This window comes from Variovorax sp. S12S4, assembly GCF_023195515.1.
Lineage (GTDB): Bacteria > Pseudomonadota > Gammaproteobacteria > Burkholderiales > Burkholderiaceae_C > Variovorax.
In genome coordinates this window covers 3,432,491-3,459,029 of record NZ_JALPKR020000002.1, presented here as the reverse complement: position 1 = coordinate 3,459,029, position 26,539 = coordinate 3,432,491, and the positions used below count along the sequence as shown (strand labels likewise).

At 66.6% G+C, this 26,539-nt stretch carries 21 protein-coding genes and 2 pseudogenes; 2 read left to right on the top strand and 21 right to left on the bottom strand.

Features of this window, described 5'->3' with window-relative positions:
* Window positions 1-37: 37 nt before the first annotated feature.
* The 15 genes and pseudogenes from M0765_RS17055 to M0765_RS16985 all read right to left on the bottom strand — a co-directional run bounded on the left by M0765_RS17055 (window position 38) and on the right by M0765_RS16985 (window position 17,864).
* A complete protein-coding gene (locus tag M0765_RS17055) occupies window positions 38-1,201 on the bottom strand; it encodes an ABC transporter substrate-binding protein (RefSeq protein ID WP_258504892.1) in 1,164 nt (387 codons plus the stop codon).
* 40 nt (window positions 1,202-1,241) lie between these two features.
* Complete coding sequence (locus tag M0765_RS17050; protein ID WP_258504891.1) at window positions 1,242-1,709, bottom strand: aromatic-ring-hydroxylating dioxygenase subunit beta; 468 nt, start codon at window positions 1,707-1,709, stop codon at window positions 1,242-1,244.
* Window positions 1,706-3,025 (bottom strand): aromatic ring-hydroxylating dioxygenase subunit alpha, encoded by a 1,320-nt coding sequence (locus M0765_RS17045; protein ID WP_258504889.1) that lies wholly within the window; start codon window positions 3,023-3,025, stop codon window positions 1,706-1,708. The genes M0765_RS17050 and M0765_RS17045 overlap by 4 nt, the downstream gene beginning before the upstream one ends.
* A 22-nt stretch (window positions 3,026-3,047) precedes the next feature.
* Window positions 3,048-4,193, bottom strand: coding sequence for an ABC transporter substrate-binding protein (locus tag M0765_RS17040; RefSeq protein WP_258504888.1), 1,146 nt, complete (start codon window positions 4,191-4,193; stop codon window positions 3,048-3,050).
* Window positions 4,194-4,458: 265 nt separating this feature from the next.
* The gene (locus tag M0765_RS17035) at window positions 4,459-5,625 is read right to left on the bottom strand and encodes an ABC transporter substrate-binding protein (RefSeq protein ID WP_258504886.1); all 1,167 of its coding nucleotides are present in this window, start codon (window positions 5,623-5,625) and stop codon (window positions 4,459-4,461) included.
* A gap of 46 nt (window positions 5,626-5,671) precedes the next feature.
* Complete coding sequence (locus M0765_RS17030) at window positions 5,672-6,397, bottom strand: SDR family oxidoreductase (RefSeq protein ID WP_258504885.1); 726 nt, start codon at window positions 6,395-6,397, stop codon at window positions 5,672-5,674.
* Window positions 6,394-7,206, bottom strand: a complete 813-nt coding sequence (locus M0765_RS17025) for a cyclase family protein (protein ID WP_258504884.1) — start codon at window positions 7,204-7,206, stop codon at window positions 6,394-6,396. The genes M0765_RS17030 and M0765_RS17025 overlap by 4 nt, the downstream gene beginning before the upstream one ends.
* A 16-nt stretch (window positions 7,207-7,222) precedes the next feature.
* Window positions 7,223-8,505, bottom strand: a pseudogene (locus tag M0765_RS17020) (SDR family NAD(P)-dependent oxidoreductase).
* The gene (locus M0765_RS17015) at window positions 8,502-9,674 is read right to left on the bottom strand and encodes a thiolase family protein (RefSeq protein ID WP_258504883.1); all 1,173 of its coding nucleotides are present in this window, start codon (window positions 9,672-9,674) and stop codon (window positions 8,502-8,504) included. Before M0765_RS17015 ends, M0765_RS17020 begins: the two are co-directional and overlap by 4 nt.
* Window positions 9,671-11,317, bottom strand: a complete 1,647-nt coding sequence (locus tag M0765_RS17010) for an AMP-binding protein (RefSeq protein ID WP_258504881.1) — start codon at window positions 11,315-11,317, stop codon at window positions 9,671-9,673. Before M0765_RS17010 ends, M0765_RS17015 begins: the two co-directional genes overlap by 4 nt.
* Before the next feature lie 7 nt (window positions 11,318-11,324).
* Window positions 11,325-11,813, bottom strand: a complete 489-nt coding sequence (locus tag M0765_RS17005) for an aromatic-ring-hydroxylating dioxygenase subunit beta (protein WP_258504880.1) — start codon at window positions 11,811-11,813, stop codon at window positions 11,325-11,327.
* Window positions 11,813-13,126, bottom strand: coding sequence for an aromatic ring-hydroxylating dioxygenase subunit alpha (locus M0765_RS17000; RefSeq protein WP_258504878.1), 1,314 nt, complete (start codon window positions 13,124-13,126; stop codon window positions 11,813-11,815). The genes M0765_RS17005 and M0765_RS17000 overlap by 1 nt, the downstream gene beginning before the upstream one ends.
* Window positions 13,127-13,142: 16 nt before the next feature.
* Complete coding sequence (locus M0765_RS16995; RefSeq protein WP_258504877.1) at window positions 13,143-14,135, bottom strand: PDR/VanB family oxidoreductase; 993 nt, start codon at window positions 14,133-14,135, stop codon at window positions 13,143-13,145.
* Between the two features lie 20 nt (window positions 14,136-14,155).
* Complete coding sequence (locus M0765_RS16990; RefSeq protein ID WP_258504875.1) at window positions 14,156-15,664, bottom strand: indolepyruvate oxidoreductase subunit beta family protein; 1,509 nt, start codon at window positions 15,662-15,664, stop codon at window positions 14,156-14,158.
* 7 nt (window positions 15,665-15,671) lie between these two features.
* Window positions 15,672-17,864 (bottom strand): indolepyruvate ferredoxin oxidoreductase subunit alpha, encoded by a 2,193-nt coding sequence (locus tag M0765_RS16985; RefSeq protein WP_258504873.1) that lies wholly within the window; start codon window positions 17,862-17,864, stop codon window positions 15,672-15,674.
* Between the two features lie 159 nt (window positions 17,865-18,023).
* Here M0765_RS16985 and M0765_RS16980 point away from each other — a divergent pair, with 159 nt between their 5' ends.
* On the top strand, window positions 18,024-18,500 hold the full coding sequence (locus M0765_RS16980; protein ID WP_126749203.1) for a MarR family winged helix-turn-helix transcriptional regulator: 477 nt from the start codon (window positions 18,024-18,026) through the stop codon (window positions 18,498-18,500).
* On the opposite strand, the gene M0765_RS16975 is transcribed toward M0765_RS16980, so the two are convergent.
* The 6 genes and pseudogenes from M0765_RS16975 to orn all read right to left on the bottom strand — a co-directional run bounded on the left by M0765_RS16975 (window position 18,497) and on the right by orn (window position 25,208).
* On the bottom strand, window positions 18,497-19,375 hold the full coding sequence (locus M0765_RS16975; RefSeq protein ID WP_258504870.1) for a quinone oxidoreductase family protein: 879 nt from the start codon (window positions 19,373-19,375) through the stop codon (window positions 18,497-18,499). The genes M0765_RS16980 and M0765_RS16975 overlap by 4 nt on opposite strands.
* The gene (locus M0765_RS16970; RefSeq protein ID WP_258504868.1) at window positions 19,372-20,172 is read right to left on the bottom strand and encodes an alpha/beta fold hydrolase; all 801 of its coding nucleotides are present in this window, start codon (window positions 20,170-20,172) and stop codon (window positions 19,372-19,374) included. The genes M0765_RS16975 and M0765_RS16970 overlap by 4 nt, the downstream gene beginning before the upstream one ends.
* Window positions 20,169-21,176 carry a 3-hydroxybutyryl-CoA dehydrogenase gene (locus M0765_RS16965; protein ID WP_258504867.1) on the bottom strand — a complete coding sequence of 336 codons (1,008 nt, stop codon included), beginning with the start codon at window positions 21,174-21,176 and terminating at the stop codon, window positions 20,169-20,171. The genes M0765_RS16970 and M0765_RS16965 overlap by 4 nt, the downstream gene beginning before the upstream one ends.
* Window positions 21,166-22,239, bottom strand: a complete 1,074-nt coding sequence (locus tag M0765_RS16960) for an NAD/NADP octopine/nopaline dehydrogenase family protein (RefSeq protein WP_258504865.1) — start codon at window positions 22,237-22,239, stop codon at window positions 21,166-21,168. Before M0765_RS16960 ends, M0765_RS16965 begins: the two co-directional genes overlap by 11 nt.
* 213 nt (window positions 22,240-22,452) lie before the next feature.
* Window positions 22,453-24,380, bottom strand: a pseudogene (locus M0765_RS16955) (DEAD/DEAH box helicase).
* Window positions 24,381-24,611: 231 nt separating this feature from the next.
* A complete protein-coding gene (gene orn, locus M0765_RS16950; protein WP_258504864.1) occupies window positions 24,612-25,208 on the bottom strand; it encodes an oligoribonuclease in 597 nt (198 codons plus the stop codon).
* 59 nt (window positions 25,209-25,267) lie between these two features.
* Between orn and M0765_RS16945 the strand changes: the two genes are divergently transcribed.
* Window positions 25,268-26,533 carry a M48 family metallopeptidase gene (locus tag M0765_RS16945; RefSeq protein ID WP_258504863.1) on the top strand — a complete coding sequence of 422 codons (1,266 nt, stop codon included), beginning with the start codon at window positions 25,268-25,270 and terminating at the stop codon, window positions 26,531-26,533.
* The last annotated feature ends 6 nt before the right edge of the window (window positions 26,534-26,539 follow it).

Below are 26,539 nucleotides of genomic sequence, written 5' to 3'. Positions count from 1 at the left end.
AGAAAGCCCCCGGGCAAAGTCGTCGTCATCAGGTGGTTCAAGGTGCGAGCTTCCATTGGCCGTTGTCGAGCTTGACGATCACGCGGGCGCGTTCGTCCACGCCATAGAGGCTGCCGGGCTTGAAGCTGTACACGCCGTGCGTGCCCACCACCTCCTTGGTGCTGAAGATGGCATCGCGCAGCGCCACGCGAAACTCCGCCGTGCCCGGCTCGGCCTTCTTCATGGCGCGCGAGGCGGCATCTGCAAACACCAGCCAGCCGTCGAAGGAATAGGCCGAGAAGGCATCGCTGGTCGGCGCGTTGTTCACCTTCTGGAACACCGCGCGGAAATCGGTGGCGATCTTCTTGGTCGGATAGTTGTCGGGCAACTGCTCGGCGACGATCACCGGGCCGGTGGGCATCAGTGCATTCTGGCCGGCGGCACCGACCACGCGCACGAAGTCGGGGTTGATGAGGCCGTGCTGGCCGTACACGCCGCCCTTGTAGCCGCGCTCCTGCAGCGCAAGGAACGGCAATGCACCCGGCGTGCCGGCGCCGCCGGTCATCACCGCATCGGGCCGCAGCGCGACGATCTTCAGCACCTGCCCGGTCACCGAAGCGTCGGCGCGCGCGTAGCGCTCGTTGCTCACGACCTTGATGCCGGCTTCGGGCGCGGCCTTCATGAGCGCGTTGTAGACCAGGTCGCCCCAGGCGTCGGTAAAACCGATGTAGCCCACCGTCTTGACGTTGTTGCGCTTCATGCGCTCGACCACCGCATCGATCATCAGCTGCGTGGGCTGCGCGACCGTCATGACCCACGAGTTCTCGTTCGCATCGAGCAGGATCGGCGTGAGGCCGATCATCGGTGTCTTCGCGTCGCGGCCCACCTGCGCCATCGCGATGGCGGCCGGCACGCCCGACGTGCCCATGAGCACGTCGACCTTCTCCTCTTCGACAAGCTTGCGCGCATTGCGCCCGGCGGTCGTCGGGTCGGAGCCGTCGTCCAGCACGATGAGCTGCACCTTGCGGCCATTGATCTCGGGCTTGTAGGCCAGCGCGGCCTGCATGCCCTTCGCATATGGCACGCCCAACGAAGAGTTGGGGCCCGAGAGCGACACGCTCAGGCCGACCTTGAGGTCGGCCGCAAGCGCGCTCGCAACGCCGCAGGCAGTCAGCGCCGCGGCGATGGCACCGCGCGTCAAGGTCAGCATCAGGCTCTTCATGTCGTAGCTCCAGTGAGAAAGAATGGAAGGAACGGAAAACTCAGATGAACAACTGGATGGCCGGCAATGCGCGTGCGGCGTTGAGCAGGTCGATGCGCTTCTGGCGGATGCGCCAGCCCGAGGGCGTCTGCGCCAGGTGGTGGCGGGCCGTGCCGCTCAGCAAGATCTGGGATTCGCCGCGCGCTTCGACGTAGAGGAATGGCGTGCGAAGGCGCACCTCGTCGCCCGTTTCGCTTTCGATGCGCGAAGGCTGCAGCACATGCTGGCTATGGCTTGCGGGGTGCTGCGAATGCGCGCGCGGATTTTTCAGCCGGTCAACACGCAGCTGCAGCAGCAGCCGGTCTTCGTAGGCCAGCGAGTTGTGGGAGAACGGATCGGCCTGCGCGGCGCCGAGCAATGGAACCCAGTAGTGGCCGTCGTCGGCAAAGAGCGCCAGCCAGTCGTCGAAGCGCCGTTCGTCGAGCAATGCGGCCTCATGGGCGACAAAATCGCGCGGGTCGCTGGTCATGCCGCAGCCTCCGAAGCCATTGCCTTCGCCCAGGCGCGGAACTGGTTGCGCATGAGCAGTTCGTTGGTGCCGTTGGTGGTGATGGTGGTTTGCGCGAGCTCGGCCGCGTCGAAGTTGCGGTGCAGGCTCACCCACTCGTTGCCGCCGGCGCGCAGCCCTTGCTGGATGCTTTCGAACAGGTGCACGTCGTCGTGCGCCACCACCGACATCGGCGAGAAAACGAGCCGGTTGTAGCTCATCGCCCGCTCGAAGAGCAGCGCCGGCGCGCCCGCTGCGCGGAAGCTCCAGGCCTCGATCAACGTGCGGTCGGCCGCCAGGGGCCGGATGACGCGGATGGCCTGGGGAGAGCCCTTCACCGAAAGGCTCGGATACAGCACCGAATTTTGCGGCGAGCGCTGCAGGATGTCGGCCGCGCGCTCGGCGCCGTGCGCGGCCTGCATGGCGGCCTCGTACTCGGGCAGCTGCGCATAGTTGGAGTGAATGCTGAAGTTGACCCCCAGCACGCTGTGGCCGTTGGCGAACACGCGGCCACCCATCTTGTCGAAGAATTCGTAGCCCGAACCGAAGGGGAGGATCTGCTCCATCGCCATCGGCTTGGGATCGGTGGGCGCGTGGCCTTCCCACAGCGCCTCGGCCGCCTTGGTGGCCGACTCGTGCGTGGACATCGGATGCACCGTGTCGTTGATGTTCTCGAGGTACATCTTCCAGTTGCAATGGACGATGTTGCGCAGCACGCCGCCGCCGACGGTGAGCTTGCCTTCCGGCGAGCGGTCGACCATGTTGTCGATGGCGCCGAGCACCTCGCCGAAGTAATCTTCGAATGAGGGGCCGGCATCGGAGAGGCGCACGAAGACGAAGTCGCGGTACACCTTCACATGCTTCACCACCGACAGCCCCTGCCCCGATTCGCAGGCCTTGAGCTGGGTGCCCTCATAACCGTTCTTCAGCGGCAGGCCGAGCGGCGCGCCATCGAGCTTGTAGGTCCACGCGTGGTACGGGCAGCGGAAGAAGCGGCCGGTGTTGCCGCATTCATCCGTGACCAGCTGCGTGCCCTTGTGGGCGCAGCGGTTGTACACGACATGCACTGCGCCGTCGGGCTGCCGCACCATAAGGAGCGGCCGGCCTGCGACCTCCTGCGTCACGAAATCGCCCGCCTCTGGCACCTGGCTGGCATGGCCCAGGAAGACCCAGGTGTTCGCGAACAGGCGCTCCTGCTCGAGCGCAAAGATCTCGTCGCTCAGGTACAGGTCGCGGTGCACGCGGTCGTCCTGCACCAGGGCGGCAATGCGGTCGGGATGATGGCGGTAGCTGGTCATCGGCGGGCGCTCGGCTTTTCTATCAGGGAACCAGCTTCCACTGGCCCTTGTTCATCTGCACGATCACCACGCCGCGCTGGTCGGAGCCATAGCGGTCGTCGGGCTTGAAGGTGTAGATGCCGTGCGTGCCCACCAGCTCCTTCGTACTCACGATGGCGTCGCGCAGAGCCGTGCGGTACTGCGGCGTGCCCGGCTCACCCTTGGTGCGCGAGGCGGCATCGGCCAACAGCAGGTAGGCGTCGTAGGTGTACGAGGAGAAAGCATCGGTAGGCACCGCGCCGTTCACCTTCTGGTAGGCGTTGCGAAAGCCCATCGACACCTTCTTGATGGGATTGCTGTCAGGCAGCTGGTCGGCCACGAGCACCGGGCCGCTCGGCACCTGCAGGCCTTCGATGGAGGCGCCGCCCACGCGCACGAAGTCGGCGTTGATGAGCCCGTGCGTACCGTAGATCTTTCCCTTGTAGCCGCGATCGGCAAGCGCGATGTAGGGCAGCGCACCGGGCGTGCCGGAGTTGCCCGCGAACACGGCATCGGGCCGGGCCGCGACGATCTTCAGCACCTGCCCCGCCACCGATGAATCGCTGCGTGCATAACGCTCGTTCGCAACCACCTTGATGCCGGCTTTCTCGGCGCTTTTCACGAGCGAGTCGTAGGCCAGGTCGCCGAGCGCATCGGAAAAGCCGATGAAGGCCACCGTTTTCACGCCGGACTTCTGCATACGCTCCACCACGCCGGCGACCATGAGCGGGAACGGCTGCGACACGGTCACGGTCCACGCGCCCTCGGGGCCGGCAATGGTCACGGGCGTGGGCGAGATGAGCGGCGTGTTGAGTTCGCGCGCCACGGAGGCTATGGCCATGGCGCCCGGTACGCCGGAAGTGCCGATGAGCACGTCGACCTTGTCTTCCGTCACGAGCTTGCGTGCGTTGCGCCCGGCGGTGGTGGGGTCGGAAGCGTCGTCGAGCACGATGAGCTGGACCTTGCGGCCGCCGATTTCCGGATGCTCGGCAATGGCCGCGCGTATGCCCTTTTCGTAAGGCACGCCAAGTGCGGCGACGGGGCCTGAAAGCGAGCTGATGAAGCCGATCTTCAGGTCGGCCGCCATGGCTTGCGCGGCTGCCATGGCGACTGTGGCGAGGCCGAGGATCCGAACTAGGTTCTTTTTCATCTTGGTTGCTCCGGCTTGTGTTGTTTCTTGCTTCGTTTGGGCGTTCTGTTGTTCAGGGCTCAGGGCTCAAGGCGAGTGCCCAGGGCACGCTGCTGGTACGCGGCCGATCAACGACCACTGCTCATAACGCTCCCGTCGATGGGGTGCCTTGCGCAGCGAAATAAAGGAGGAGGCCGCAGGCCGGGGGACATTCGCGGAGCAAGGCACCCCGTCGGCGGGTGCGCGCCCCGAATGACCCCATCGGCCCAAGCAGGAAAACCTCATCTCAGGGCACCAGCTTCCACTGACCCTTCTCCAGCTTCACGACAACACGTGAGCGCTCGTCGGAGCCATAGCGGTCGTTCGGTTTGAAGTTGTAGACCGAGTGCGTTCCCACAAGCTCCTTGGTGCTCACGATGGCGTCCCGCAGCGCCTCGCGAAACTGCGGCGTGCCCGGCTCCGCCTTGGTGGCGAGTGCGCGTTGGGCCGCGTCGAGGTACAGCAGCCATGCATCGAATGTGTAGGCCGAGAAGGCATCGGTCGGCGGTGCGCCGTTGGCCTTCTGGTAGGCCGCGCGGAAGTCCATCGACACCTTGCGGATCGGGTTCTCGCTGGGCAACTGCTCGGCCACGATCACCGGCCCGGTGGGGGCCAGCAAGCCCTCGACCGACGCACCGCCCACCCGCACGAAGTCGGGGTTGATCAGCGCGTGCATGCCGTAGATCTGGCCCTTGTAGCCGCGCTCAGAGAGCGCCAGGTAGGGCAGCGCGCCGGGCGTGCCCGAGGTGCCTGTGATCACCGCATCGGGCCGCAGCGCGACGATCTTCAGTACCTGGCCGGTCACCGACGAATCGCCGCGCGCATACCGCTCGTTCGACACGATCTTGATGCCGGCCGGCTCTGCGCTCTTTTGCAGCGCACCGTACACAAGGTCGCCCCACGCGTCCGAAAAGCCGATGTACCCGACCGTCTTCACGCCCGACTTCTTCATGCGCTCGACCACCGCGCTCACCATCAGCGGCGCTGGCTGCGGCAGCGTGACCATCCATGCGCCCTCTTCGCCTGGCAGGTTGGCGTTGGCGATGGAGATCAGCGGCGTCTTCGTTTCACGCGCCACGCCGGCAATGGCCAGTGCGCCCGGAGAGCCCGCGGTGCCGATGATGACGTCGACCTTGTCCTCGTCAATCATCTTGCGGGCGTTGCGCGCGGCCGTCGTCGGGTCGGAGGCATCGTCGAGCTGCACCAGCTGGATCTTGCGGCCGCCCAGGTCGGCCTTGTAGGCGAGCGCGGCCTTCATGCCCTTTTCATAGGGAATGCCCAGCGACGACACCGGCCCCGAAAGCGACGTGATGAAGCCGACCTTGAGATCTGCGGCCCATGCGCTGGCGGCGCTGAGTGCGCCGAGGCCCGCGGCAATGGCCGCAAGGGTGCGAATTCGGTTCAGGACTTTCATGGCGGTGCTCCAGGGTGTTATGAGTGACGAAACGAACGCTGAAAAACTAGAGGGCGAGGCTGCCGACGCTGGTGCCGCCGCAGACGTACAGGACCTGCCCGGTGACAAAGCTGTTCTCGGGCGCGGCGAAGAAACGCACGGCGCGTGCCACGTCGGCCGATTCGCCGAGGCGCTTGACGGGCACTGAGGCCGCGAGCGCGCGTTCCTTCTCGCTGCCCGCCTCGACCACGTCGTAGAACATGTCGGTACGGATAGGACCGGGCGCGACCACGTTCACCGTGATGCCGTCCGCCGCGAGCTCGAGCGCCCAGGTGCGTGCCATGCCCAGCATGCCGGCCTTGGTCGCGGAATAGCTGGTTCGCGTAGCCAGGCCCAACGCCGCGCGAGACGAGAGCAGCACCACGCGGCCGAAGCGCTGTGCACGCATCGCGGGCAATGCACCTTGCACGAGCTGGATCGCACAGCCCAGGTGCAGGTCGACGAGCGCATCGAGATCGTCCAGCTTCACCTCAGGCAGAAGCGCGGGGCGGATCACGCCGGCGTTGTGCACGATGGTGGTCGGCGCAAAGCGCTCGACCAGTTCGCGCACCGCCTCGCCCGTTGCCGCCCGGTCGCTCAGGTCGACCTCGATGCTGTGAAGCTTCGGGTGATCGATCTCGGCCTTGCGGCGCGCGAGCGAGACCACTTCGTAGCCCTGCGCGAGCAGGTCTTCGCAGATCGCCTTGCCGATGCCCGCGCTGCCGCCGGTAACCGCCGCGACCTTCGGCGTCATGCGTGTGCTCCCACCAGCGCGAGCACACGCAGCGGGCTGCCGCTGCCCTTCTCGATCTTGAGCGGCGGGCAGATCAGCACCGCACCCGATGGCGGCAGCAGGTCGAGATTGCTCAGGCACTGCAGGCCATAGCGCCCCGCGCCGTGCATGTAGTAGTGGCACGGGTAAGGCGGCCGCAGGTGATAGCCCTGCCCGGCATCGGTGCCGATGGCCTCGGAGCCGAAGCCGAGCACGTCGCGCTGCTCCACCAGGAAGCGCACAGCCTCGGTGCTGGGGCCGGGCGTGTGCTGGCCGGTTTCGTCGAAGTTCTGGTACGCCTCGGGATCGCTGCGCTTGGACCAGTCGGTGCGCATCAGCACCCAGGCACCCTTGGGAATGCGGCCGTGCGCGGCCTCGTAGCGCTCGATGTCGGCCACGCTCAGCAGGTAGTCGTCGTTCGCCTGCACGTCGGCCGAGCAGTCGATCACGCAGGCCGGCGCCACGAAGTGCTGCACGGGAATGGTGTCGACCGAGTTGTTGGGCAGGTCGCGGCCCGAGATCCAGTGGATCGGCGCATCGAAGTGCGTTCCGGTGTGTTCGCCGCAGGAAAAATTGTTCCAGTACCAGGCCGGGCCGCGCTCGTCGTACTTCGACACTTCTTCGATGCGGAAGGGCCAGCATTGGCCCATCTCTGGCGGCAATGCGATCTGCGGGAACTCGGGTGTGAGCGTCTGCGTGAGGTCGATCACGCGGATGCGGCCGCTCGCCATGGCGGTCACCAGGCCGCCGAGGATTTCGGCGGCGGACATCAGTTCGGTGGTGGTTGTCATCGTGTGGCTCCTGTTCTCAGCCGCCCGCCGCGAGTTCGCGTTCGAGCACCTTGGGGTTGTCGCGCCAGCGCTCCAGCCACTCCTGCGCCACATCGCCGGGGTACACGTCTTCCACCCCATCGCGCAGCGCCTTGACGATGGCGTTGGCCAGCGCGGTTGGCGCCAGCTTGGGCGGCGGCGTGTGCTGGTTCCATTCGTCGTCGAGGGGTCCGGGAAACACGTTGATCACGCGGATGCCGGCGGGGCGCATCTCTGCGCGCAGGCACTGCGCAAGCGAGTGCGCCGCAGCCTTCGAGGCGCTGAAGGTGCCGTGCGGCGGGAAGTTGCTGAGCGCGTAGATCGACAGCAGGTTGACCCATGCGGTCGCGCCCGTTGCACCGTCGGCCGAGCGGCCCTTGAGCGCAGGGCCGAACTCTTGCGCGAGGCGCAGCAGGCCGAAGTAGTTGATGTCCATCTCGGCCTTGGCCACATCGGTGCCGCGGCGCGCGCCGATGCCGAAGGTGCGGTGCACCTCGGCGTTGTTGATCACGATGTCGACCTTGCCGCCGATGGAGCCTGCAAGCTCGGTCACCTGGCGGCCGTTGGTGAGGTCGAGCGGCACGAGCGTGACCTGCGGCAGCGCCGAGATGTCGTCCAGCCCGTCGCCCATCTTCTTCCACGGCTCGGCGTGGCCGACCCAGACGATGTCGGCGCCGGCTTTTACCAGTGCACGCACGATGGCCTGGCCGGTTTCGGTCTTGCCGTCGGTCACCAGCACCTTGCGAAACTTGGGGTCGCTGGTCATCTCGCGCAGCATCTTGTCGTCGGCCATGTGGGGACTCCCTTCATTCGGAAAACCAATGAGAACGGCCTGGCCTGCGCGGTCGAGCCGGGCGCCGACACGGACGCGTGGTAGCGCGTCCCCTCCGGGTTGCCCGCGCTGAGGCGCATCGCCGACCTCCCCATGCAGGTGGACCATGAGCGTCGGGCCGGCATCCAGGTGCACCAGCCCCAGCCGCCAGGGCAGCCGCTCGCGGAAAAACAGGTCGTTGCTGTGGTGCAGCGTGGTGCTGCCGAGCAGTTCGCCCTCGCCGCTCTGTGCGCGCCAGCGCAGCGCAGCGGAGAGGCACTTGTGGCAAACCTCGCGCGGCGGGTACTGCACCGTGCCGCAGTCCTCGCAGGTCTGAAGCTCGAAGCGGCCTTCGGCGGCGGCCGCGGTGAGGCCGAGCGCCACGCGGCCGCGCGCGCCGGGCGGCAGGTTCATCTGCCGGGTGCGCAGCACCGGGTTCTTGCGCGGGGGCGCATCATCGGCATCGTCATGCGGATCTCCCCAGGATCACCGCGCCTGTGCACAGGCAGCGGTCATAGGTCACCATGCCGAAGCCGGCGACGAGGCCGAGTTGCGCATCGGGCACAGTGCGCTTGCCGGCTTGGCCGGTCAGCTGGCGGATCGCCTCGACCATGCCGAGAAAGCCGCCTGCCGCACCGGCCTGCCCGGCCGAGAGCTGGCCACCGCTGGTGTTGTTAGGAAAGCTGCCATCGAAAGTCATGGTGTGCGACTGCACGAAGGCCGGGCCCTCGCCCTTCTCGCAGAAGCCCAGGTCTTCGAACTGCATCATCACGATGACGGGGTAGTCGTCGTAGGTCTGCACAAAGTCCAGCTGGGCTGGCTGGACTCCGGCCTGCGCATACAAGTCGTCGCGGTCCATGCGCCAGCCCCCTTGCACCATCACCGGGTCTTCGGCATAGGCGTTATGGCGCTCGATGGCGCCGCGGATCACCGCGTGCGGCAGGCCCAGGTCGCGCGCGCGCTCCTCGCTCATCACCAGGAAGGCGTCGGCGCCGGCGCAGGGCATCACGCAGTCGAAGAGGTGGATGGGGTCGGAGATCGGCCGCGCCGCCATGTATTCGTCCAGCGTCAGCGCCTTCTTGAACATCGCATTCGGATTGCCGAGCGCATTGGTGCGCTGGTCCACGCAGATGCGGCCGAAGTCTTCGCGCTTCGCGCCATAGGTGCGCATGTAGTTGGCGGTGATGAAAGCGAAGATTGAGTTCGGTCCGCCCGAGCCGTAGGGGTAGCTCGCATCGCGCGCAAAGTTGCTGAAGCTGCCGAGCGTCTGTCGGAAGGAGTCGACATGGTTGGTGTCGGCGCCCACGCAGGCGACGATTTCGGCATCGCCCGCCTGCACGGCACGCGCGGCACGGCGAAGGCACATCACGCCCGAGGCGCCGCCGGTGGGCACATGGTCGAGCCAGCGCGGCGAAAGCCCCAAGTGCTGAGTGACGCCCACGGCCGTGTCGGGCGCGAGCGAGAAGCTGCTGAGGCACAGGCCGTCGATCTGTTCCTTGGCGACGCCGCTGGATTCGACCAGCGCCTCGATGGCTTGGCCGATGAACCAGTGCGCGGTGCGGGTGGAATAGCGCATGTAGGGCACCGTGATGGGCACGGCCACCGCAACGCCTTCGTAGGAGAGCCGTTGCCTGGTCATGCCTGCCCCACTTGTCTTTTCTTCATCGAGCGGGTGTCGATGCAGTGGCCCTGCCCCGGCAGCGACTGCGCCATCTCTCGCAGTTGGCCGCGCTGGATTTTTTGCGACGGCGTGAGCGGCAGCGCATCGACGAAGGCGACGTAGCCCGGCGCCTTGTAGTAGGCCAACTGCGCGAGCGCGTGCTGCACGATGCTTGCCGCAACTTGCTCGCGCTGCGACGCATCGGCGCCCTCGCGCATCACGATGCAGGCCAGCACCTCGTCGCCGCGCACCGCATCGGGCGTCGCGGCCACGGCGGAGGTCTTCACCGCCGGATGCTGGTTGAGCACGCTCTCGACCTCGACGGCCGAAATGTTCTCGCCGCTGCGGCGGATCACATTCTTCTTGCGGTCGACGAAGAAGAAGTTGCCATCGGCGTCGCGGCGCACGAGGTCACCGGTGTGGAACCAGCCGTCCGCCCAGGCTTCGCGCGTGGCCTCGTCGTCCTTCAGGTAGCCGGAGAAGAAATAACGCTGCGGGTCGTCTCCGGCCGAGCGCACGAGCAGTTCACCCGGAGCGTCGGTACCGACGTCGCTGCCGTCCTCGCCCACGAGGCGGATCTGCACGAAGTTTTCCTGCCGGCCGAAGCAACTCGTGCCCACCAAGCGCGGCTCGCGGTTGGCCATGATGCAGGCGGCCGCGCCGGTCTCGGTCATGGCCCACGCCTCCACCAACGGAAAGCCGAAGCGCTCCTCGAAGGGTGCGTGGTTCTTTCGGTCCACCCCGGCGCCGAAGCCCCAGCGGATTGCGTGGTCGCGGTCCGCGGCAGACGGCGGGGCCGACAGCAGCATCGCAGGCATCACGCCAAGGTAGTGCACGATGGTTGCGCCGCTCTCGCGAGCGCTTGCGAGCCAGGTCTTCGGATGGAACCGGTCGAGCTGCACCAGGCAGCCGCCTGCCACCAGCACCACCATGGTGGAGAACGCCATCGCGTTCATGTGGTTGAGCGGCAGCGGCGTGATGACGCGCTCGGCATCGGGCCGAATGCTGCAGACGCCGTCGAGCGCCGCGTACCACTCGCCCGCACGCAGGAAGTAGGCGTTGCTAAGGATGCAACCCTTGGGGCGCCCGGTGGTGCCCGACGTGTAGAGCAGGCCGCATTCGGTGTCGGTGCCGATGGGTTCGTGCGACCGCGGCGCAGCGGTGCTGGCTCTGGGCACAGCGTCGTCGGGTCCCATGGTTTCGAAGGGCACGCCGGTTTGCGCAGCGGCTGTGCGCAGATCATTCGCGCGTTCAGGCAGCGTCACCGCCAGGCCGATCTCGCTGTGGCCGATCAGGTACACCAGTTCGGCCGAACGCATTTCGGCATTGATCGGCACCACGCTCACGCCCAGCGCGTTGAGCGCGAACCAGTGGAAGAGGAACGCGGGCCGGTTCTCCAGCAGCAGTCCCACTCGATGGCCGTGGCCGTAGCCGGCTTTCGCGTAGGCGGCGCGAAGCCGCTCGACCTCGGCGGCTGCCTCACCCCAGCGGATGGCACCGGCCGGAATGCCGTAGGCGGCAGCGGTCACCGACTCCGTGAACAAGAACTCGGCCTGCGGCGTGCGCTTGGCAGTTGCCGCAAAGACTTGATGGACGGTGGCGAAAACGGTGGAGTCTTGCATCGCGTCCCTAGATGAAGAGCTGCACGGCAGGCAGCGCCGCGTCGCAGTTGAGCAGGTTCACGCGCTTGAGCGTCATGCGCAGCGCGCCGTCTTGCACCGTGAGGTAGTGGAAGAAGGTGCCGACGTAGAACTGCAGCTCGTCGCCCTGCGATTCGGTGTAGTGGAACTCGGTGCGCACCACGAAGCGGTTGCCTTCGGCGTCGAAAGTCTCGACCACCGGCAGTTGCAGCAAGTGGTGGCAGCGGCTCGGCGGCTGCTGCGAAAAGGCACGCGGGCTCTTGAGGCGCTCGATGCGCAGTTCGCGCAGCAGCTTGTCTTCGTAAAGATGCGAGGTGTGGTTGAGCCCGTCTTCCTGGTCGGGCACCAGCGGCACCCAGTAGAAGGCGTCGTCGGTGAAGAGCGCGTTCCACTCTTCATAGCGGCGCGTGTCGAGCAGGCGCGCTTCGTTCACGACGAAGTCGATCAAGTCCTGGCGAGTGATATCGGTGCCGGCCATCACATCGTCTCCGTCATGCGCTGCACCCAGCTGCGGTACTGGTTGCGCATCGGCAGTTCGTTGGTGCCGCCCGTGGTGATCTCGCCGCCCTTCAGCTCCGACGGGTCGTAGTCGCGGTGCAGGCTCACCCACTCATTGCCGCTCGCGTGCAGCCCGGCCTGCATGCCGCGGTAGGCCTGCAGGTCGTCGTGACCCACCACCGAGAACGGCGAGTTGATGAGCCGGTTGTACATGGTGGTGCGCTGCAGCAGTTCGGGCGGCGCGCCCTTCAGTCGGAAGGTCCAGCTCTCGATCAGCGTCTTGTCGGCAGAGATCGGCTTCACCACGCGGATTGCCTGGATCGCACCCTTGATGGTGAGGTTCGGGTAGTACACGGTGTTGTGCCGCGCCATGCCGAGGATCTGCGCGGTCTTCTCTTCGCCGTAGCGCGCCTTCATGGCGTCGTCGTACTCGGGAATTGCCTTGTACTTGCTGTGGATGCTGAAGTGCACGCCCGTGAAGCTGTGGCCGTGGTCGTAGGTGCGAATGCCCATGTCCTCGAAGAACTTGTAGTCGGACATGAAAGGCACGAACTGCTCCACGGCCATGGGCTTGGGCTCGTCGGCGGGCTTGTCGGCCCACATGCGCTTTGCAGTGCCGGCCGACGATTCGTGCGCCACCATGGGGTGCATCGTGTCGTTGAGGTTCTCGACGAACATCTTCCAGTTGCACTGGTGCATGAAGCGCAGGCAACCGCCGGCAATCTCGAGCTCGCCTTCGGGCGAACGGTCGGCCATGTTGTCGATGGAGCTCAGCGAATCGCCAAAGTACTCGTCGAAGTCCGGCCCCGCATCATTGATCTTCACGAAGATGAAGCCGCGGTAGCTGCGCACATGCTTCAGCGTGGTCAGGCCCTTGGCCGACTCGCACTCGTGCAGCGCCGTGTTCTCGTAACCGGTCTTCAGCGGAATCGCCAGCAGCGAGCCGTCGGTCTTGAAGGTCCATGCGTGGTACGGGCAGCGAAAGAACTTGCCGGTGTTGCCGCACGGCGCGCTCACCAGGCGCGAACCCTTGTGGGCGCAGCGGTTCATCATTGCGCGCACGCTGCCGTCGGTGTGGCGCACGACGATCAGCGGACGGCCGGCGATTTCGTTGCTGATCCAGTCGCCGGGCTTGGGCAATTGGCTCTCGTGCCCGACGTAGTTCCAGGTGTTGGCGAAGAAGTGCTCCTGCTCCAGCTCGAAGAGTTCCTGGCTGGTGTACAGGTCGCGGTGCACGCGGTCGTTCTGCACGAGTGCGCGCACGGCTTCGGGGTTGTCTCGGTACGAAGGCATGGTTCTCGTGGCTCCTTCACATGTCGAGCACCAGGCGCGCACCCTTGGCGCGCGAGATGCAGATCTGCATGACGTTGCCCTCGGCCTTCTCGCGGGCCGTGAGCACGTAGTCGCGGTGGTCGATCTCGCCGTCGAGCACTGGCACGGCGCACACGCCGCATTCGCCGCGCTTGCAGTCGAACATCGGGTCGCACCCGTTGTCGATGAGGCAATCGAGAATGCTCTGGTCGGCCGCGACGGTGAAGCGCTGGCCCGATTGGGCGAGTTCCACCTCGAAGGGCTGGTCGCCCTCTTCCGCGACCGGCTCCGTAAAGAGTTCGAAGTGCACGCGGTCATGCTCCCAGCCGCGCGCCTGGGTGCGGGCCAGCACGGCGTCGAGCATGACCTTGGGGCCGCAGACGTAGAGGCGGTCGCCGGCCGGCACGTCGTCGAGCAGCGCGTCGATATCGAGCGGTGCGCCGGCTTCGGCATCGGCATGCACGCGCAGGTCGTCGCCGAGCAGCGCCTGGAGCTCGGGCAGGAAGGCCATCAGGTCGCGGCTGCGGCCGGCGTAGTGCATGCGCACCGGCGCCTCTTCGGCGCGGCGGCGCGCGGCCATGGTGGCCAGCGGCGTCACGCCGATGCCGCCCGCCACCAGCACCGAGCCGCCGGGACCGGTGTGCAGCGGAAAGTCGTTCTTCGGCGCCTCGATGGCGAGGGTATCGCCCTCTTTCAGCTGCTCGTGCATGAAGCGCGATCCGCCGCGGCCTTCGGCTTCCTTGCGCACCGCGATCACATACTCCGCGGGGGCGTTCGTCGCGTTGCGTGCGGTCGCGAAGTTGATCAGCGAGTAGTGGCGCCAGTCGGTCTTGCCATCGGGCAGCTTCACCTGAACGCGGATGTGTGCACCGGCGGCAAAGCCGGGCAGCGGGCGCCCGTCTTCCGCGCGCAGGCGCAGCATGCGGATGAGCGGATTGAGTTCGCGCGCTTCGGCAACGCGAAGCTGGAGCGTGGCGGTGGGTGCGGTCATCGTGCGTCCGTTGTCTCTCTTCAGGCCAGTGCGTGCTGCGCGAGCGCGGCTTGCAGCTTGTGGCCGTGTTCGTCGGCAAGCGCGGCGTCGCGCAGTTCGCGCAGGGTGGCGGGCGCGAGCCGGGGGCCGGCGCGTTCCACCGCGCGCATCACGGTGTCGTAGTTGCGGATGCCGCGCTCATGCGTGTCGCTGTAGCCCTTGACGAGGCGCTGGCACTGCGCGAGCTCCACCGCCAGCTCAGGGTTGTGCCCCGCGGCGGCGGCGATGCGCTGCAGCCATTCCTCGATGCGGCGGTTTTCCTCGGCATAGCGCATCGTCGACAGGCGCCAGCGCTTGCATGCCGCAACCATGCGCAGCATCAGGTAGCCGTGCAGCGAGCTGGTCTGGATCACCCGGCCGTGCTGCGTCAATCGCTCGACGAGCTTCTTCGGCCATGTGGAGTTCATGAGCCAGCGGCCGATGCCGCCCGGTAGCGTCTCGCAGACTTCCTGCAGGCGCGGATGCATGTATTCGTTGATGGCAAGCACCTGGCCGGGCTGCACGCGGGCCTCGCCGCGCACGCGCTCGAAGCGGGTCGCGCGGGTCTTGAGTGCGGCAACGCGGGCGGTGTCTTCGTAGGACATCCAGAGCGCAAGGTGGCGAGCCGTTTCGCGCAACAGGCGGTGGGCGCTGTCGCCGGGCAGCGCCGCAATGGCAGCCATGCGGTCGAGGTAGAGGCCGGCGTAGGCCGGGTCCTGGTAGTCGATGAGGCGGCGCACGCCTTCGAGCAGGAAGTCTTGCGCGGCGAGCGGAAAGTCGCGCTGCACGCGCTCGACCAGCGCACGCACGGCCGGGTGACGTGGTTGCGGAGTCGGCACAGCCGCCGCGGCTTCCGGCGGTGTCTCACCATCGTCGCCGGCCTGCGCGCGAGCGAATGCGCCGCCAAAGGCCTTGAGGCTGGGCTTGACGCCCACGCCGCCGCGCTCGATGGTCGCTTCGAACTGCGCGCGGCTGAATGGCAGCACGCCCGATCCCGCCAGCGCACCGAACAGCACCGCACTGATCACGCTGCCCGAGGCTTCGGCGGCCTCAGCCATGTCGAAGCGGATGAAGCGCTTGGCGGCCCGAGCCGTGTGCGCGAGCAACTGCGTGCTGTCGACACGGCCATCGCCCAGCGCGCTTTTCTCGGCAATGGAGAACACGCGGTGCGTGGACGCAATGAGCGTGGTGCGGTCGCTGGTGACCAGCCCGCGCTGCACCGCCCGGCCCGCTTCCATGAGTTCGGATGCAAGCACCACGTCCACGTCGCCCGGCAGCGGCATCAGCGCCAGCACGGGCCGGGCGCCATCCGCTTCGGCCTGCGCCGTTGGATAGAGCTCCACGTAGTAGATGGTTGCGCCCGTGCGCTGCGCCACACCTGGCACGGAGGTGGTCTGGGCGACGTAGCCGTTGGCCTCGCCCATGTCGACGATCCAGTCGGCCAGCACGCCGCCGCCCTCCCCGCCCATGGCGAGGATCGCGATCTTGATGGGTTGGGCCTTGGTCGTCATCATTGCTTCAGAAGGCATAGGCTTCGCGGCGGCGCGCGTCGCCGCGCTGCAGCCAGCCGATGACGGCGCTGCGAACGCGTTCGCGCAGCTTGTCCGAGCCTGTCGGGTTGCTCACGATCTGCGCCTTGTAGAACGACGGGCACAGCACGGCGGCATGCGAAACATCCCCGCAGTTTCCGCAGCCCACGCAACTGTCGAGCACGGTGGCAACGGGATCGACGCGCAGCGGATCGGGGTTGGGCTTGATGGAGAGCGACGGGCAGCCCGACAGGCGGATGCACGAGTGGTCGCCAGTGCAGGTATCCGAATCGACGCCGAACTTCTCGCGCACCATGCGCTTGCCGTCGGCAATGGCCTTGCGCACCAATGGCTTCTCGCGGCGCTGCTTGTTGAGCATGCACTCCGACTGGGCGATGAGGACCTTCGGCCCCTTCTTGGTGGTGGTGAGTGCTTCTTTGAGCGCGTCGCGCATGCCTGCCACGTCGTAGGTGCGGCGCATTGTTTTTACCCACTCCACGCCGACGCCGCGCACGGCGCGCTCGATCTCGTGGCCGGTGCTGCGGGTCTTGTTGATGGCGTTGGACGAAAGGATGTCCTGCCCGCCGGTGGCCGAGGTGTAGTTGTTGTCGACAATGATGGTGAGGTTGTCGCTCTTGTTGAACACCGCGTTGGCCACGCCGCTCGTGAGGCCGTTGTGCCAGAAACCGCCGTCGCCCATCATCGAGATGGCGCGCTTGCCGGCGGGCGCATTCAGCGCCGCCGCACCGGCACCGCCCAGGCCGTAGCCCATGGTGGTGTTGCCGATGTTGAAGGGCGGCAGGATGGAGAACAGGTGGCAGCCGATGTCGGCACTCACATGATGCGCACCGAGTTCGCGCTCGACCAGCTTCATCGCGCTGAAGATCGGGCGCTCGGGGCAGCCGGTGCAAAAGCCCGGCGGGCGCGCATGCACGACGTCGCCGAGCGCCGTCGACGGCATGGCCGGCTCGGGTGCCGCATCGACGCCGATGGCGGCGACTTCCTTCAGCGGGATCACCTTTCGCACCGGTGCGGGAACGGGCAGCGGTGCAAGCCGCTCGTAGCGCTCGCAGAAGGTGCGCGCGCCCTTCAGCAGCTCGGACGCCGTGTATTCGCCGGCCACGGGCAACATGTCCTTGCCGTGCAGCACGGTCGTGGAGCCCGCTTGCCGCAGGATGGTCGCTAGGTTCTGTTCGACGAAGTTGGGCTGCCCCTCTTCGACGATCAGCACCGCACGCTTGCCTTCGCAGAAGCGGATCACTTCGCTCTCGATGACCGGGTAGGCCACGTTCATCACGTAGAGCGGCACCTGGGTGTTGCCGTACACGTCGGCCAGGCCGAGGCGCTCCAGCGCGCGCAGCAGCGTGTTGTAGCTGCCGCCCTGCACGATGATGCCGATGTCATCGGCGTCTTCGGAAAAAAACTCGTTGAGCTTGCGCTCCTCGATGAAGCGCACGGCGGCGGGCCAGCGGTCCTTCACCTTTTCTTGTTCATGCACAAAGCTCGCGGGCGGCAGCACGATGCGGCTGACGTCGCGCTGCGGGTTCTCCAGCGCCTCTTGCAGCGTGAACTTGGCGCGCTTGTTGTCGCCTGCAACGAAGTGCCCGTGCACATGGCAGGCGCGGATGCGCAGCTGCAGCATCACGGGCGTGTTGCTGGCCTCCGAAAGATCGAAGCCCGTTTTCACCGCATCGACGATGCTCGGCAGGTTGGGCCGCGGATCGAGCAGCCAGATCTGCGACTTCATCGCGAACGCATGGCTGCGCTCCTGCATGATGGAAGAGCCTTCGCCGTAGTCTTCGCCCACGATGATGAGCGCGCCGCCGGTGACGCCGCCCGAGGCCAGGTTGGCCAGCGCGTCCGACGCGACGTTGGTGCCCACGGTGGCCTTGAAGGTGACGGCGCCGCGCAGCGGATAGTTGACCGAAGCAGCCAGCGTGGCTGCGGCAGTGGCTTCGCTTGCGCTGTTCTCGAAGCGGATGCCCTGCTCGGCCAGGATGTCCTGCGCATCGGCCAGCACGTCCATCAGGTGCGAGATGGGCGCGCCCTGGTAGCCGGCCACATAGGAAACCCCCGATTCGAGCAAGGCCTTGGTGACGGCCAGAATGCCTTCACCGCGGAACACCTCGCCACCGGAAAGTCGCAGCTTCTTGACTTCTTCGACGAATGAACGCTCAGCCATGTGGGTCCTTCTTCTTTCTCGTGGGAGGATGCGCTTCAGGTGCCACATCACGCTTTCTATAATGTTGACAAATGAATGTATCCACAATCATGAATTACCCTAGACATGCAAGCAGCGTGCCTGCGGCCGGTATGCGGCGCGTGGCGATGAGGTGCGTTCATGGCTGAGCAACCTCCTGAAACACATCGCTTCGTCGATGACTACCTGCCGGCGCTGCTGGCGCAGGCCAGCCAGCTGATCTCCTCGGAGTTCCACGAGGTGGCGCGGCAGCAAGGCTTCTCTGTTTCCGAGTGGCGCGTGATGGCGTCGCTTGCCGGCAGCGAGCCGATCAGCATCGGCCAGCTTGCGCAAGTGACGGTGACCAAGCAGCCCACGGTCACGCGCCTGCTGGACCGCATGGAAGCGCGCGGACAGGTTGAGCGGCTGCCCCATGAGAGTGATCGCCGCATCACGCTGGTGCGCATCACGCGCAAGGGGCTGAAGGCGGTGGAACATCTGATGGAGCTCGCGCGCGACCACGAGCGGCGCGTGCTCGAACCCTTCGGCCTGCGACGCGCCGAAGAGCTCAAGCAAACCCTGCGGCAGATGATTGACCTGCACGTGCATGTGCCGGTCGAGGAGCCGGAGGAAGACTAGGGCACGAGCACGGCGCGGCCCCGATGGCCGCGCTGCGCGATCCACTCGAGAGCCGCGGCGGCATCGGCAAGCGCGAAGCTGCGCACGTCGAGTTGCAAACGGCCATCGGCCAGGCGCGCCAGCAACCCGGGCGCGGCCGCACGGCCAGCGGCCTCGCGCCTGAACATGTTGAGCGGCAGCAGCGCCACGTCGCGCTGCAGAAAGTGTGCGATGTCCAGCTGCAGCATGGGGCCTGCCGTGTAGCCGATGAGCACGGCGCGGCCACCGGGCCGCACGGCGGGCAGCACCACCGAAAGGACGCTTCCTCCGACTGTGTCGATCAACAGGTCCGCACATGCGACAGGTGGAGGCTCGGCATCCGGATCGACCGCCGTCACGGTGCAGCCGGCTTCGATGGCCAGCTGCACGGCCAGCGAGCCCACGGCACCGCTCGCGCCTGTCACCAGCACCTGTTCGCCGGCCTGCAGCCTCGCGACTTCATGCAGCGCCACCCATGCCGACGTGGTGGGCGAAAAGAACGCAGCGCCGAGGGGCATCGGCAATGCATCGGGCAGCACGCCAAGTGCTTCGTCGGGCGCATCGATCAGCTCGCACCAGGTGCCGTCGAACAAGGTCCCCAGGCCGCTGCCGCGCAGCCAGACGCGTTGGCCTTCGGCGTAGCGTTCGCTTGCGATGACGATGCCGGCGGCTTCCACGCCTGGCGTGTACGGCAGCGGTGGATGCCGCAGGAAACTGCCGCGCCACACGGTGCGGTCGATGTGGCCGACCGTGGCCGCCTGCATGCGCACGATGGTCCGGCCAGGCCTGTGCACCGGGTCTGGCACCTCTTCCAGCGCAGGCACTGCATCGAAACCGTGGATGCGAACGGCCTTCATGGCAGCGTGGAGAGAAAGTCGAGCACCGTGCGCGCGAAGGCCTCTGGCATCTGGTCGGGCAAGGGAACCATGCCGCCTTCGATGTCGACAATGCGCGCCTGCGGCAGATGATGTTGCAGCTCTGCCGCATGCGGCGCAGCGAACGGGTCGTGGGTCGCGCGAATGATGAGCGCGGGTTGCGTCACGCGGCCGATGCGATCTTCCATGCGATACGACGCGACGGCGCGATGGCCCTCTTCAACCCGATGGCCGACCTTCAACGCATCGAGCACGAAGGCCTCGAGCAGATCGGGTCGATCGGGCGGATAGAAGCCCTGCCGCTTTTGCCACAGTGCGGCCAGATGGCTGCCGTCCTGGCTCGGCGCCACCTCGTCGATGGGCGGCCGCTCTGCCCTTGCGCGGCGAAATGCTTCGTCGGTGTACGGCGTGGACGACAGCACCAGGCCGCGCACGCGATCGGGAAAGGCGGCCGCGAGTTCGATGGCCACGACGCCGCCGGTGTGGTGGCCCACAACATCGGCGCGCGCGACGCCCAGTGCCTCAAGCAGTTCGCACGCCACGCGCGCCCATTGCTCGATGCTCGCCGGCACGCCGCCGTCAGCGGAATCGCCGAAGCCCGCGGTGTCCATTGCGACGGCCCGATAGCGCGCACCGATCAATGGAAGTACTACGCGATATTCAGCCCAACTGCGCGGCGACTGGTGCAGCAGCAACACGGCCGGCGCATCCGCATCGCCGCACGTCGCGTAGTGCACCTGCCCCACCGACAGGTCGGCAAAGGCGCGGCGGATAGTCATGACAGCGTCTCGTCGGCCGGTGCGCGCCACAGGCCGGCATGCTTCAGTTCACCGAGCGTGCGCGAGAGCACGTCGCGGCGGTAGGCGGCGATGTCGCGACCCTCATAGCTGTAGAAGCCGCTGCCGGTCTTGAGGCCGAGCCGCCCTTCTTCGACCATGCGATCGACGATGGCCGGCGCGGTGTAGCGGCCCTTGTCGATCGACGCCGACATTTCGCGGCTGGCATGGTGCAGGATGTCGCAGCCGCCGAAGTCGATGAACTCGACCACGCCGAGCGCGGCGAAGCGCAGGCCCAGGCCGTAGCGCGTGGCCTTGTCGATCTCCTCGGCGGTGGCGGCGCCCTCCTCGATCATGCGGGCGGCCTCGTTCATCACCAATGCCTGCAGGCGCGGCACGATGTAGCCCGGCGATGCGCCGCAGACCACGGGCAGCTTGCCGATCTGTTCCATCAACGACTTGGTGCGTGCGAGCACGGCCGCATCGGTGCCGGGGTGGCAGCTGAGTTCGACCACCGGAATCACATACGCCGGGTTGAGCCAGTGCATGTTGAGGAAGCGCTCGGGGAGCCGCACGAGTGCCGCGAGCTGCGTGACCAGAATGCTGCTGGTGGTGGAGGTGAGGATCGCGTCGTCGCGGCAGTGGCGGTTGAGGTGCTCGAACGCTTCGCGCTTGGCCTCCATGGTTTCGGGCACGCCTTCGAACACCAGCTCTGCTGCGCCCAAAGCCTGCGGTGCTTCGGCGGCGCTCACCAGGCTCACCCGTTCGGCGATGGCCTGTATCTGCTTTGCATCGATCACGCCGAGTTGCGCCAGGCCCGCAAGGCTTGCTTCAATCTCGGCCCGGGCCTCGCCCTGCAGGCGCTGCCAGGCTTCGTCGGTGCGCCGGCGAAGATCGATCAACGAGATGCGGTGGCCGGCATAGGCGAACGCAATCGCGATGCCGCGCCCCATGCGGCCGGCGCCTACGGCCGCGAAGCGAGGCAGCGGCGCGCCTTCATTCGCCATCGTGCAGCCTTTGCTTGAGCTGCGCCGCGCTCAGGCCGGCAAGGCCCAGGCTTTCGAAGGTGCGCGGGCCTTGGCGCAGGTCGCGGCCGAGAAATCCGCCGACGATGGCAAGCAGCCCCTGTGCTATGGGTGCGTCCACGCCCGCATGGCGTGCGGCGGATGCCAGGAAGGCAAGCCCGAGTTCGGTGTCTTCGGTGATGTAGCGGTGCGTATGCAGGTCGATGTTCTCGCGCCAGTCGCCGGACTTGACGAGCTGCTTGTGCGCATCGCCGTACATCCACTGGTCGTTGTTGTAGTGGTCGGCCAGCGGATAGTGCGGCGCACTGTGCCCGAAGGCCTCGCGCACGGCCATGCGCTCGCGGTCGAGCCGGTCGGTCACATCGCGCACCGCACGCTGGGTGCCTTCGTTGTGGATGTCCCAGCGCTCGAAGTGCTGCAGCGGCGCGGCGTTCATCACCATGAGTGGCGGATGGATAACCGGACCGGCATTCATGAGCGCGCCCGACAGCGCATCGCCGCAGCCGTGCACGGCGGGATAGGCCTTGCGGATCACTTCGATCGCCTCGGCCTCCTTGCGGGCAGGATAGACGCCGGTCGGCAGGCGGATGGCGCGGATGGTGACGTTCACTTCGCGCTCGCCGTGCTTGCGCGCGAGGTAGGGCAGCGTGCCGGTCTCGGCCCAGGCCACGTCGGCACGGCTGCCCGCCTCTTTCACCGTTCGCGCCATCACGTAGCTGCCGAAGGTGCCGGGCGGCAGAAAGACGACCTGACCGTCGACGAGATGCGGCGCCATGGCCAGCGCGATGTCGTGCTGGGCAATGGCGGGCGTGGGAAGAACGATCAGCTCGGCGCCCTTCAGCGCCGCGGCGATGTCGGCGGTGGCGAGTGCGAGCGGCACCTCGCGCGTGCCGTCGGCATCCTTCAGCGTGATGGCGCCGGCTTGCACCACCGCTTCGAGCGCCGCTGCATCGCGGCGCCACAGGCGCACCTCATGGCCGGCTTCGGACAGGTCGGCGGCGGCCGCGTAGGCGCCATGACCACCACCAAGAATCGCAATTTTCATATTCGAGATTTGAAAAGCAGATGTCGATGAACCGGCAGCCGCGGTACGGACCGGGGAAGCAATGCCTTATTACATTACTTTTCATCTGTTCATGTGTCAACCAAATTTCGCACCTGTCACCTCCACGGAAACCCGCAATGAAAAAGCCCGCGCTTCTTGCAAAGCGCGGGCTTTCTTTGGGGCAAAACGACCGGTCGGCCGCTCTGGAATGGTTCAGCGCGTAGGCTTGAACGCACGCTTTTGTGCGTCGCGGGGCACAAAGACCTTGCCCGGGCCGCCATGGCCTGCGCCATTGCCGCGTGGAGCAAAACCTTCGCGGGGTGCAAAGCCTTCGCGCGGCGCGAAACCGCCGTCGCCGCGGCCACCACCGTGACCATGACCTGGCCGCCGCGCGGGGCGCTGTCGCCCCAGCCCGGCTTGCGGCCATAACCACCGCCGCCACCGTTGCCGCCGTCATCGCGGCCGCCGCCGAAGCCGGCGTTGTTGCCGCCCTGGAAGCCGCGCGGGCCTTGGCCCTGCGCCGGACCGCGCGAGTTGCGGTCGTTGAAGCCGCTGGCGCCGGCATAGCCGCCGCCGTTGTTGCCGCGGTAGCCACCGCCGCCGCCTGCACCGCCGTTGCCGAACTTGCGGTCGCGCGACTGGTTGTCGCCGCGGCCGCCGCGGTACTCGCCCATGGGCGGACGCGATTGCGGCATGCGCTGTTGCGGCTCGAGGCCTGCAACCACTTCAGCCTTGAACTGCTGGCGGCTGTATTGCTCGATGTCCATGATCTTGCGGCGATCGCGGAACTCGGCAAACGTGATGGCCAGGCCGTCGCGGCCTGCACGGCCGGTGCGGCCGATGCGGTGGGTGTAGTCCTCCGCCTTCATCGGCAGGCCGAAGTTGAAGACGTGGGTGATGGTCGGCACGTCGATGCCGCGGGCGGCAACGTCGGTGGCCACCAGGATCTGAACCTGGCCCTGGCGCAGCGCCATCAGGCGGCGGTTGCGCAGGCCCTGGCTCAGGGCGCCGTGCAGCGCGACGGCGCTGAAGCCTTCTTGCTGCAGGTCGCTGGCGAGGCCGTCGCACTCGACTTGCGTGCTGGCGAACACGATCGCCTGGTTGATGCTGGTGTCGCGCAGCCAGTGGTCGAGCAGCTTGCGCTTGTGCTGGCTGTTATCGGCCCAGTACAGCGACTGCTTGATGTTGGCGTGCTTCTCTTGCGGGCTGTCGATGGTGATGCGCTGCGGCTCGCGCATGACGCGCTGGGCCAGTTGCTGGATGCGCGGCGCGAAGGTGGCGCTGAACATCATGGTCTGCTGGCGCTCGATGGTCAGCTGGTTCACTTCAGCCAGGTCGTCCGAGAAGCCGAGGTCGAGCATGCGGTCGGCTTCGTCGACCACCAGGAACTTGACCTGGTCGAGCTTGAGCTGCGACGAGCGCTGCAGGTCGAGCAGGCGGCCGGGCGTGGCAACCACGAGGTCGGCGTTCTGCAGCTTGGCGATTTGCAGCTGGTAAGGCATGCCGCCCACCACGTTGGCAACGCGCAGACCGCGGCAATGGCGAACCAGTTCGATGGCGTCGTGCGCAACCTGCTGCGCGAGTTCGCGCGTGGGGCACAGGATGAGGGCGCCAGGGGTGGCGGCCTTGAAATGGCGGGCGTTGGTCGGGTCCTTGCGCTTCGGCTTCTTGGGCACGGCCTCGCCGCGGGCAGCGGCTTCAGCGGCCAGGCGCTGGAATTCGGCCTTGGCTTCGGCTTCGGCTTCGGCTTGGCGCTTGAGCAGCGTGTGCAGCACGGGCAGCAGGAAGGCAGCAGTCTTGCCCGAGCCGGTCTGGCTCGAGACCATCAGGTCGACGAAGCGTGCCTTGCCGTCCTGGCCGGCTTCACCGGCCATGGCGAGCGGAATCACCTTGTCTTGCACGGTGGTGGGCTGGGTAAAGCCCAGGTCCGCCACGGCGGCAATCAGTTCCGGCGCGAGGCCGAGCTTGATGAAGCCGTTGGGAATGCGGGCTTCTTCGGCCACGGCCGCTTCGGGAGCGGCGGCGTCGAGCGCCTCGAGAATCGGCGCTTCGGACATGGTGTCCGCGGCAGCGACAAATTCGTTGTTGTTGGTGGATTGCACAGGCGCGAACTCGCCCTGCGCTTCAAAAGCGTCGGTCATGTGAATATCAATCTCAAACGCGAGCGCTGCCGTAGGCGGCGCCCCGTTGGTGGTTAAAAACATCAACCATCCAACGACATTCAACTTCTGGCTTTCGCCGGAGGCTGCGGCCCTTTTTGATCAGCGGATGCGATCGGGCGCGGTGTGCAAGATAGGGAGATGCAAGAGACGCTGAACGGAAAACTCCAGATCAGCGAAGCCCTCGATTATGACACGGCTCGGGGTTTTTACCTAATCCGTTAATTTCAAGAAGGTTTCCCGGTAGTGCGCGAGCTCCTCGATGGATTCGTGCACGTCGGCCAGCGCAGTGTGCGCCTGCTGCTTCTTGAAGGCGCTGTAGGCGGCGGGTTTCCAGCGCTTGGCCAGCTCTTTGAGGGTGCTGACGTCGAGGTTGCGGTAATGAAAGTACGCTTCCAGCTTGGGCATGAACTTGACCAGGAAACGCCGGTCCTGGCCAATGGTGTTGCCGCACATCGGCGAGCCGCTCCGGGGAACGTATTTGGCAATGAATTCGAGCAGTTGCTGCTCGGCCGCGGCTTCGTCGAGCGTGGAGGCCTTCACTTTGTCGATCAAGCCGCTTCGGCCATGCGTGCCCTTGTTCCAGGCGTCCATGGCGTCGAGCACGGCATCGCTCTGGTGAATGACCAGCACCGGGCCGTCGATGCGGGGGGTGAGATCGGGGCCGGTCACGACCACGGCGATCTCGAGCAGGCGCTCTTTCTCGGGGTCGAGGCCGCTCATTTCGCAGTCGAGCCAGACCAGGTTCTGGTCGCTTTTCTTCAGGACCGGCGGGGTCGTGACGATCGTGGGGTCAAGGGATTCGGGCATTGCAGGATTGTCGTCGAAGGTCTGCGCCGGCCGGACCCGAGGGCTAAACTCGACGCTCCATGTCCTATTCGCTCATCTTCACCACTGCCTTCGCGGCTGCACTGGTCCTTGGCTTGCTCGTGAAGTTCTGGCTCGCATCGCGGCAAGTGCGCCATGTCGCACGGCATCGTGGCGCCGTGCCGGCCGCTTTCGAGCACAAGATCACGCTTGCCGCCCACCAGAAGGCTGCCGACTACACCATTGCCAAGGCCCGCTTCGGCATGGTCGAGATGGCGTGGGGAGCGGCACTGCTGCTGGGCTGGACGCTGCTGGGCGGCCTCGACGTGCTCAACAAGCTGCTTCTCGCCTGGCTGGGCGGCGGCATGGTGCAGCAACTGGCCCTGCTGGCGGCCTTCGCGGTGATCGGCGGGCTGCTCGAGCTGCCCTTCACGCTCTGGCAGACCTTCAGGCTCGAAGAGCGCTTTGGCTTCAACAAGATGACGTTCGGCCTCTGGCTGCGCGACACCGTCGTCTCCACGCTGATCGGCGCGGCCATCGGGTTGCCGATTGCGGCGCTGATCCTGTGGATCATGGGCGCGGCCGGCACCCTGTGGTGGCTCTGGGCCTGGGTAGCCTGGATGGGATTCAACCTGCTGCTGATGATCGTCTACCCGATGTTCATCGCACCGGTCTACAACAAGTTCAAGCCGCTCGACGATCCCACCGTCAAGGAACGCGTCACTGCACTGATGGCACGCTGCGGCTTCCGCGCCAAGGGGCTGTTCGTCATGGACGGCAGCCGGCGCAGCGCACATGCCAACGCCTACTTCACGGGCTTTGGCGCGAGCAAGCGGGTGGTGTTCTACGACACGCTGCTGCGGCAGCTGAACGCGGCCGAGATGGAGGCGGTGCTCGCGCACGAGCTCGGCCATTTCAAGCACCGCCACATCGTGAAGCGGCTTGCGGCAATGTTCGCGCTGAGCCTCGCGGGCTTCGCGCTGCTGGGCTGGGTGTCGACGCAGGTGTGGTTCTACACCGGGCTCGGCGTGCAGCCGAACATGGCGCCCACGGCGCCGAACAACGCACTCGCGCTGCTGCTGTTCATGCTTGCGGTGCCTGTGTTCGGCTTCTTCGTCGCCCCGCTGCCCGCCCGGCTTTCGCGCAAGCACGAGTTCGAGGCCGACGCATACGCAGTGGCGCAGACCAGCAGCGCCGACCTGTCGGCCGCACTGCTCAAGCTCTACCAGGACAATGCGTCGACGCTCACGCCCGATCCGGTGTTCGTCAAGTTCTACTATTCCCACCCTCCGGCCTCCGAGCGCCTTGCGCGCATGACAGCGGCCTGAACCACG

What these genes read in the sequence shown, in the direction of transcription:
- M0765_RS17055 (WP_258504892.1), bottom strand. Translation starts at nt 1,201, where the DNA reads ATGAAGAGCCTGATGCTGACCTTGACGCGCGGTGCCATCGCCGCGGCG.
- M0765_RS17050 (WP_258504891.1), bottom strand. Translation starts at nt 1,709, where the DNA reads ATGACCAGCGACCCGCGCGATTTTGTCGCCCATGAGGCCGCATTGCTC.
- M0765_RS17045 (WP_258504889.1), bottom strand. Translation starts at nt 3,025, where the DNA reads ATGACCAGCTACCGCCATCATCCCGACCGCATTGCCGCCCTGGTGCAG.
- M0765_RS17040 (WP_258504888.1), bottom strand. Translation starts at nt 4,193, where the DNA reads ATGAAAAAGAACCTAGTTCGGATCCTCGGCCTCGCCACAGTCGCCATG.
- M0765_RS17035 (WP_258504886.1), bottom strand. Translation starts at nt 5,625, where the DNA reads ATGAAAGTCCTGAACCGAATTCGCACCCTTGCGGCCATTGCCGCGGGC.
- M0765_RS17030 (WP_258504885.1), bottom strand. Translation starts at nt 6,397, where the DNA reads ATGACGCCGAAGGTCGCGGCGGTTACCGGCGGCAGCGCGGGCATCGGC.
- M0765_RS17025 (WP_258504884.1), bottom strand. Translation starts at nt 7,206, where the DNA reads ATGACAACCACCACCGAACTGATGTCCGCCGCCGAAATCCTCGGCGGC.
- M0765_RS17015 (WP_258504883.1), bottom strand. Translation starts at nt 9,674, where the DNA reads ATGACCAGGCAACGGCTCTCCTACGAAGGCGTTGCGGTGGCCGTGCCC.
- M0765_RS17010 (WP_258504881.1), bottom strand. Translation starts at nt 11,317, where the DNA reads ATGCAAGACTCCACCGTTTTCGCCACCGTCCATCAAGTCTTTGCGGCA.
- M0765_RS17005 (WP_258504880.1), bottom strand. Translation starts at nt 11,813, where the DNA reads ATGGCCGGCACCGATATCACTCGCCAGGACTTGATCGACTTCGTCGTG.
- M0765_RS17000 (WP_258504878.1), bottom strand. Translation starts at nt 13,126, where the DNA reads ATGCCTTCGTACCGAGACAACCCCGAAGCCGTGCGCGCACTCGTGCAG.
- M0765_RS16995 (WP_258504877.1), bottom strand. Translation starts at nt 14,135, where the DNA reads ATGACCGCACCCACCGCCACGCTCCAGCTTCGCGTTGCCGAAGCGCGC.
- M0765_RS16990 (WP_258504875.1), bottom strand. Translation starts at nt 15,664, where the DNA reads ATGACGACCAAGGCCCAACCCATCAAGATCGCGATCCTCGCCATGGGC.
- M0765_RS16985 (WP_258504873.1), bottom strand. Translation starts at nt 17,864, where the DNA reads ATGGCTGAGCGTTCATTCGTCGAAGAAGTCAAGAAGCTGCGACTTTCC.
- M0765_RS16980 (WP_126749203.1), top strand. Translation starts at nt 18,024, where the DNA reads ATGGCTGAGCAACCTCCTGAAACACATCGCTTCGTCGATGACTACCTG.
- M0765_RS16975 (WP_258504870.1), bottom strand. Translation starts at nt 19,375, where the DNA reads ATGAAGGCCGTTCGCATCCACGGTTTCGATGCAGTGCCTGCGCTGGAA.
- M0765_RS16970 (WP_258504868.1), bottom strand. Translation starts at nt 20,172, where the DNA reads ATGACTATCCGCCGCGCCTTTGCCGACCTGTCGGTGGGGCAGGTGCAC.
- M0765_RS16965 (WP_258504867.1), bottom strand. Translation starts at nt 21,176, where the DNA reads ATGGCGAATGAAGGCGCGCCGCTGCCTCGCTTCGCGGCCGTAGGCGCC.
- M0765_RS16960 (WP_258504865.1), bottom strand. Translation starts at nt 22,239, where the DNA reads ATGAAAATTGCGATTCTTGGTGGTGGTCATGGCGCCTACGCGGCCGCC.
- orn (WP_258504864.1), bottom strand. Translation starts at nt 25,208, where the DNA reads ATGCCCGAATCCCTTGACCCCACGATCGTCACGACCCCGCCGGTCCTG.
- M0765_RS16945 (WP_258504863.1), top strand. Translation starts at nt 25,268, where the DNA reads ATGTCCTATTCGCTCATCTTCACCACTGCCTTCGCGGCTGCACTGGTC.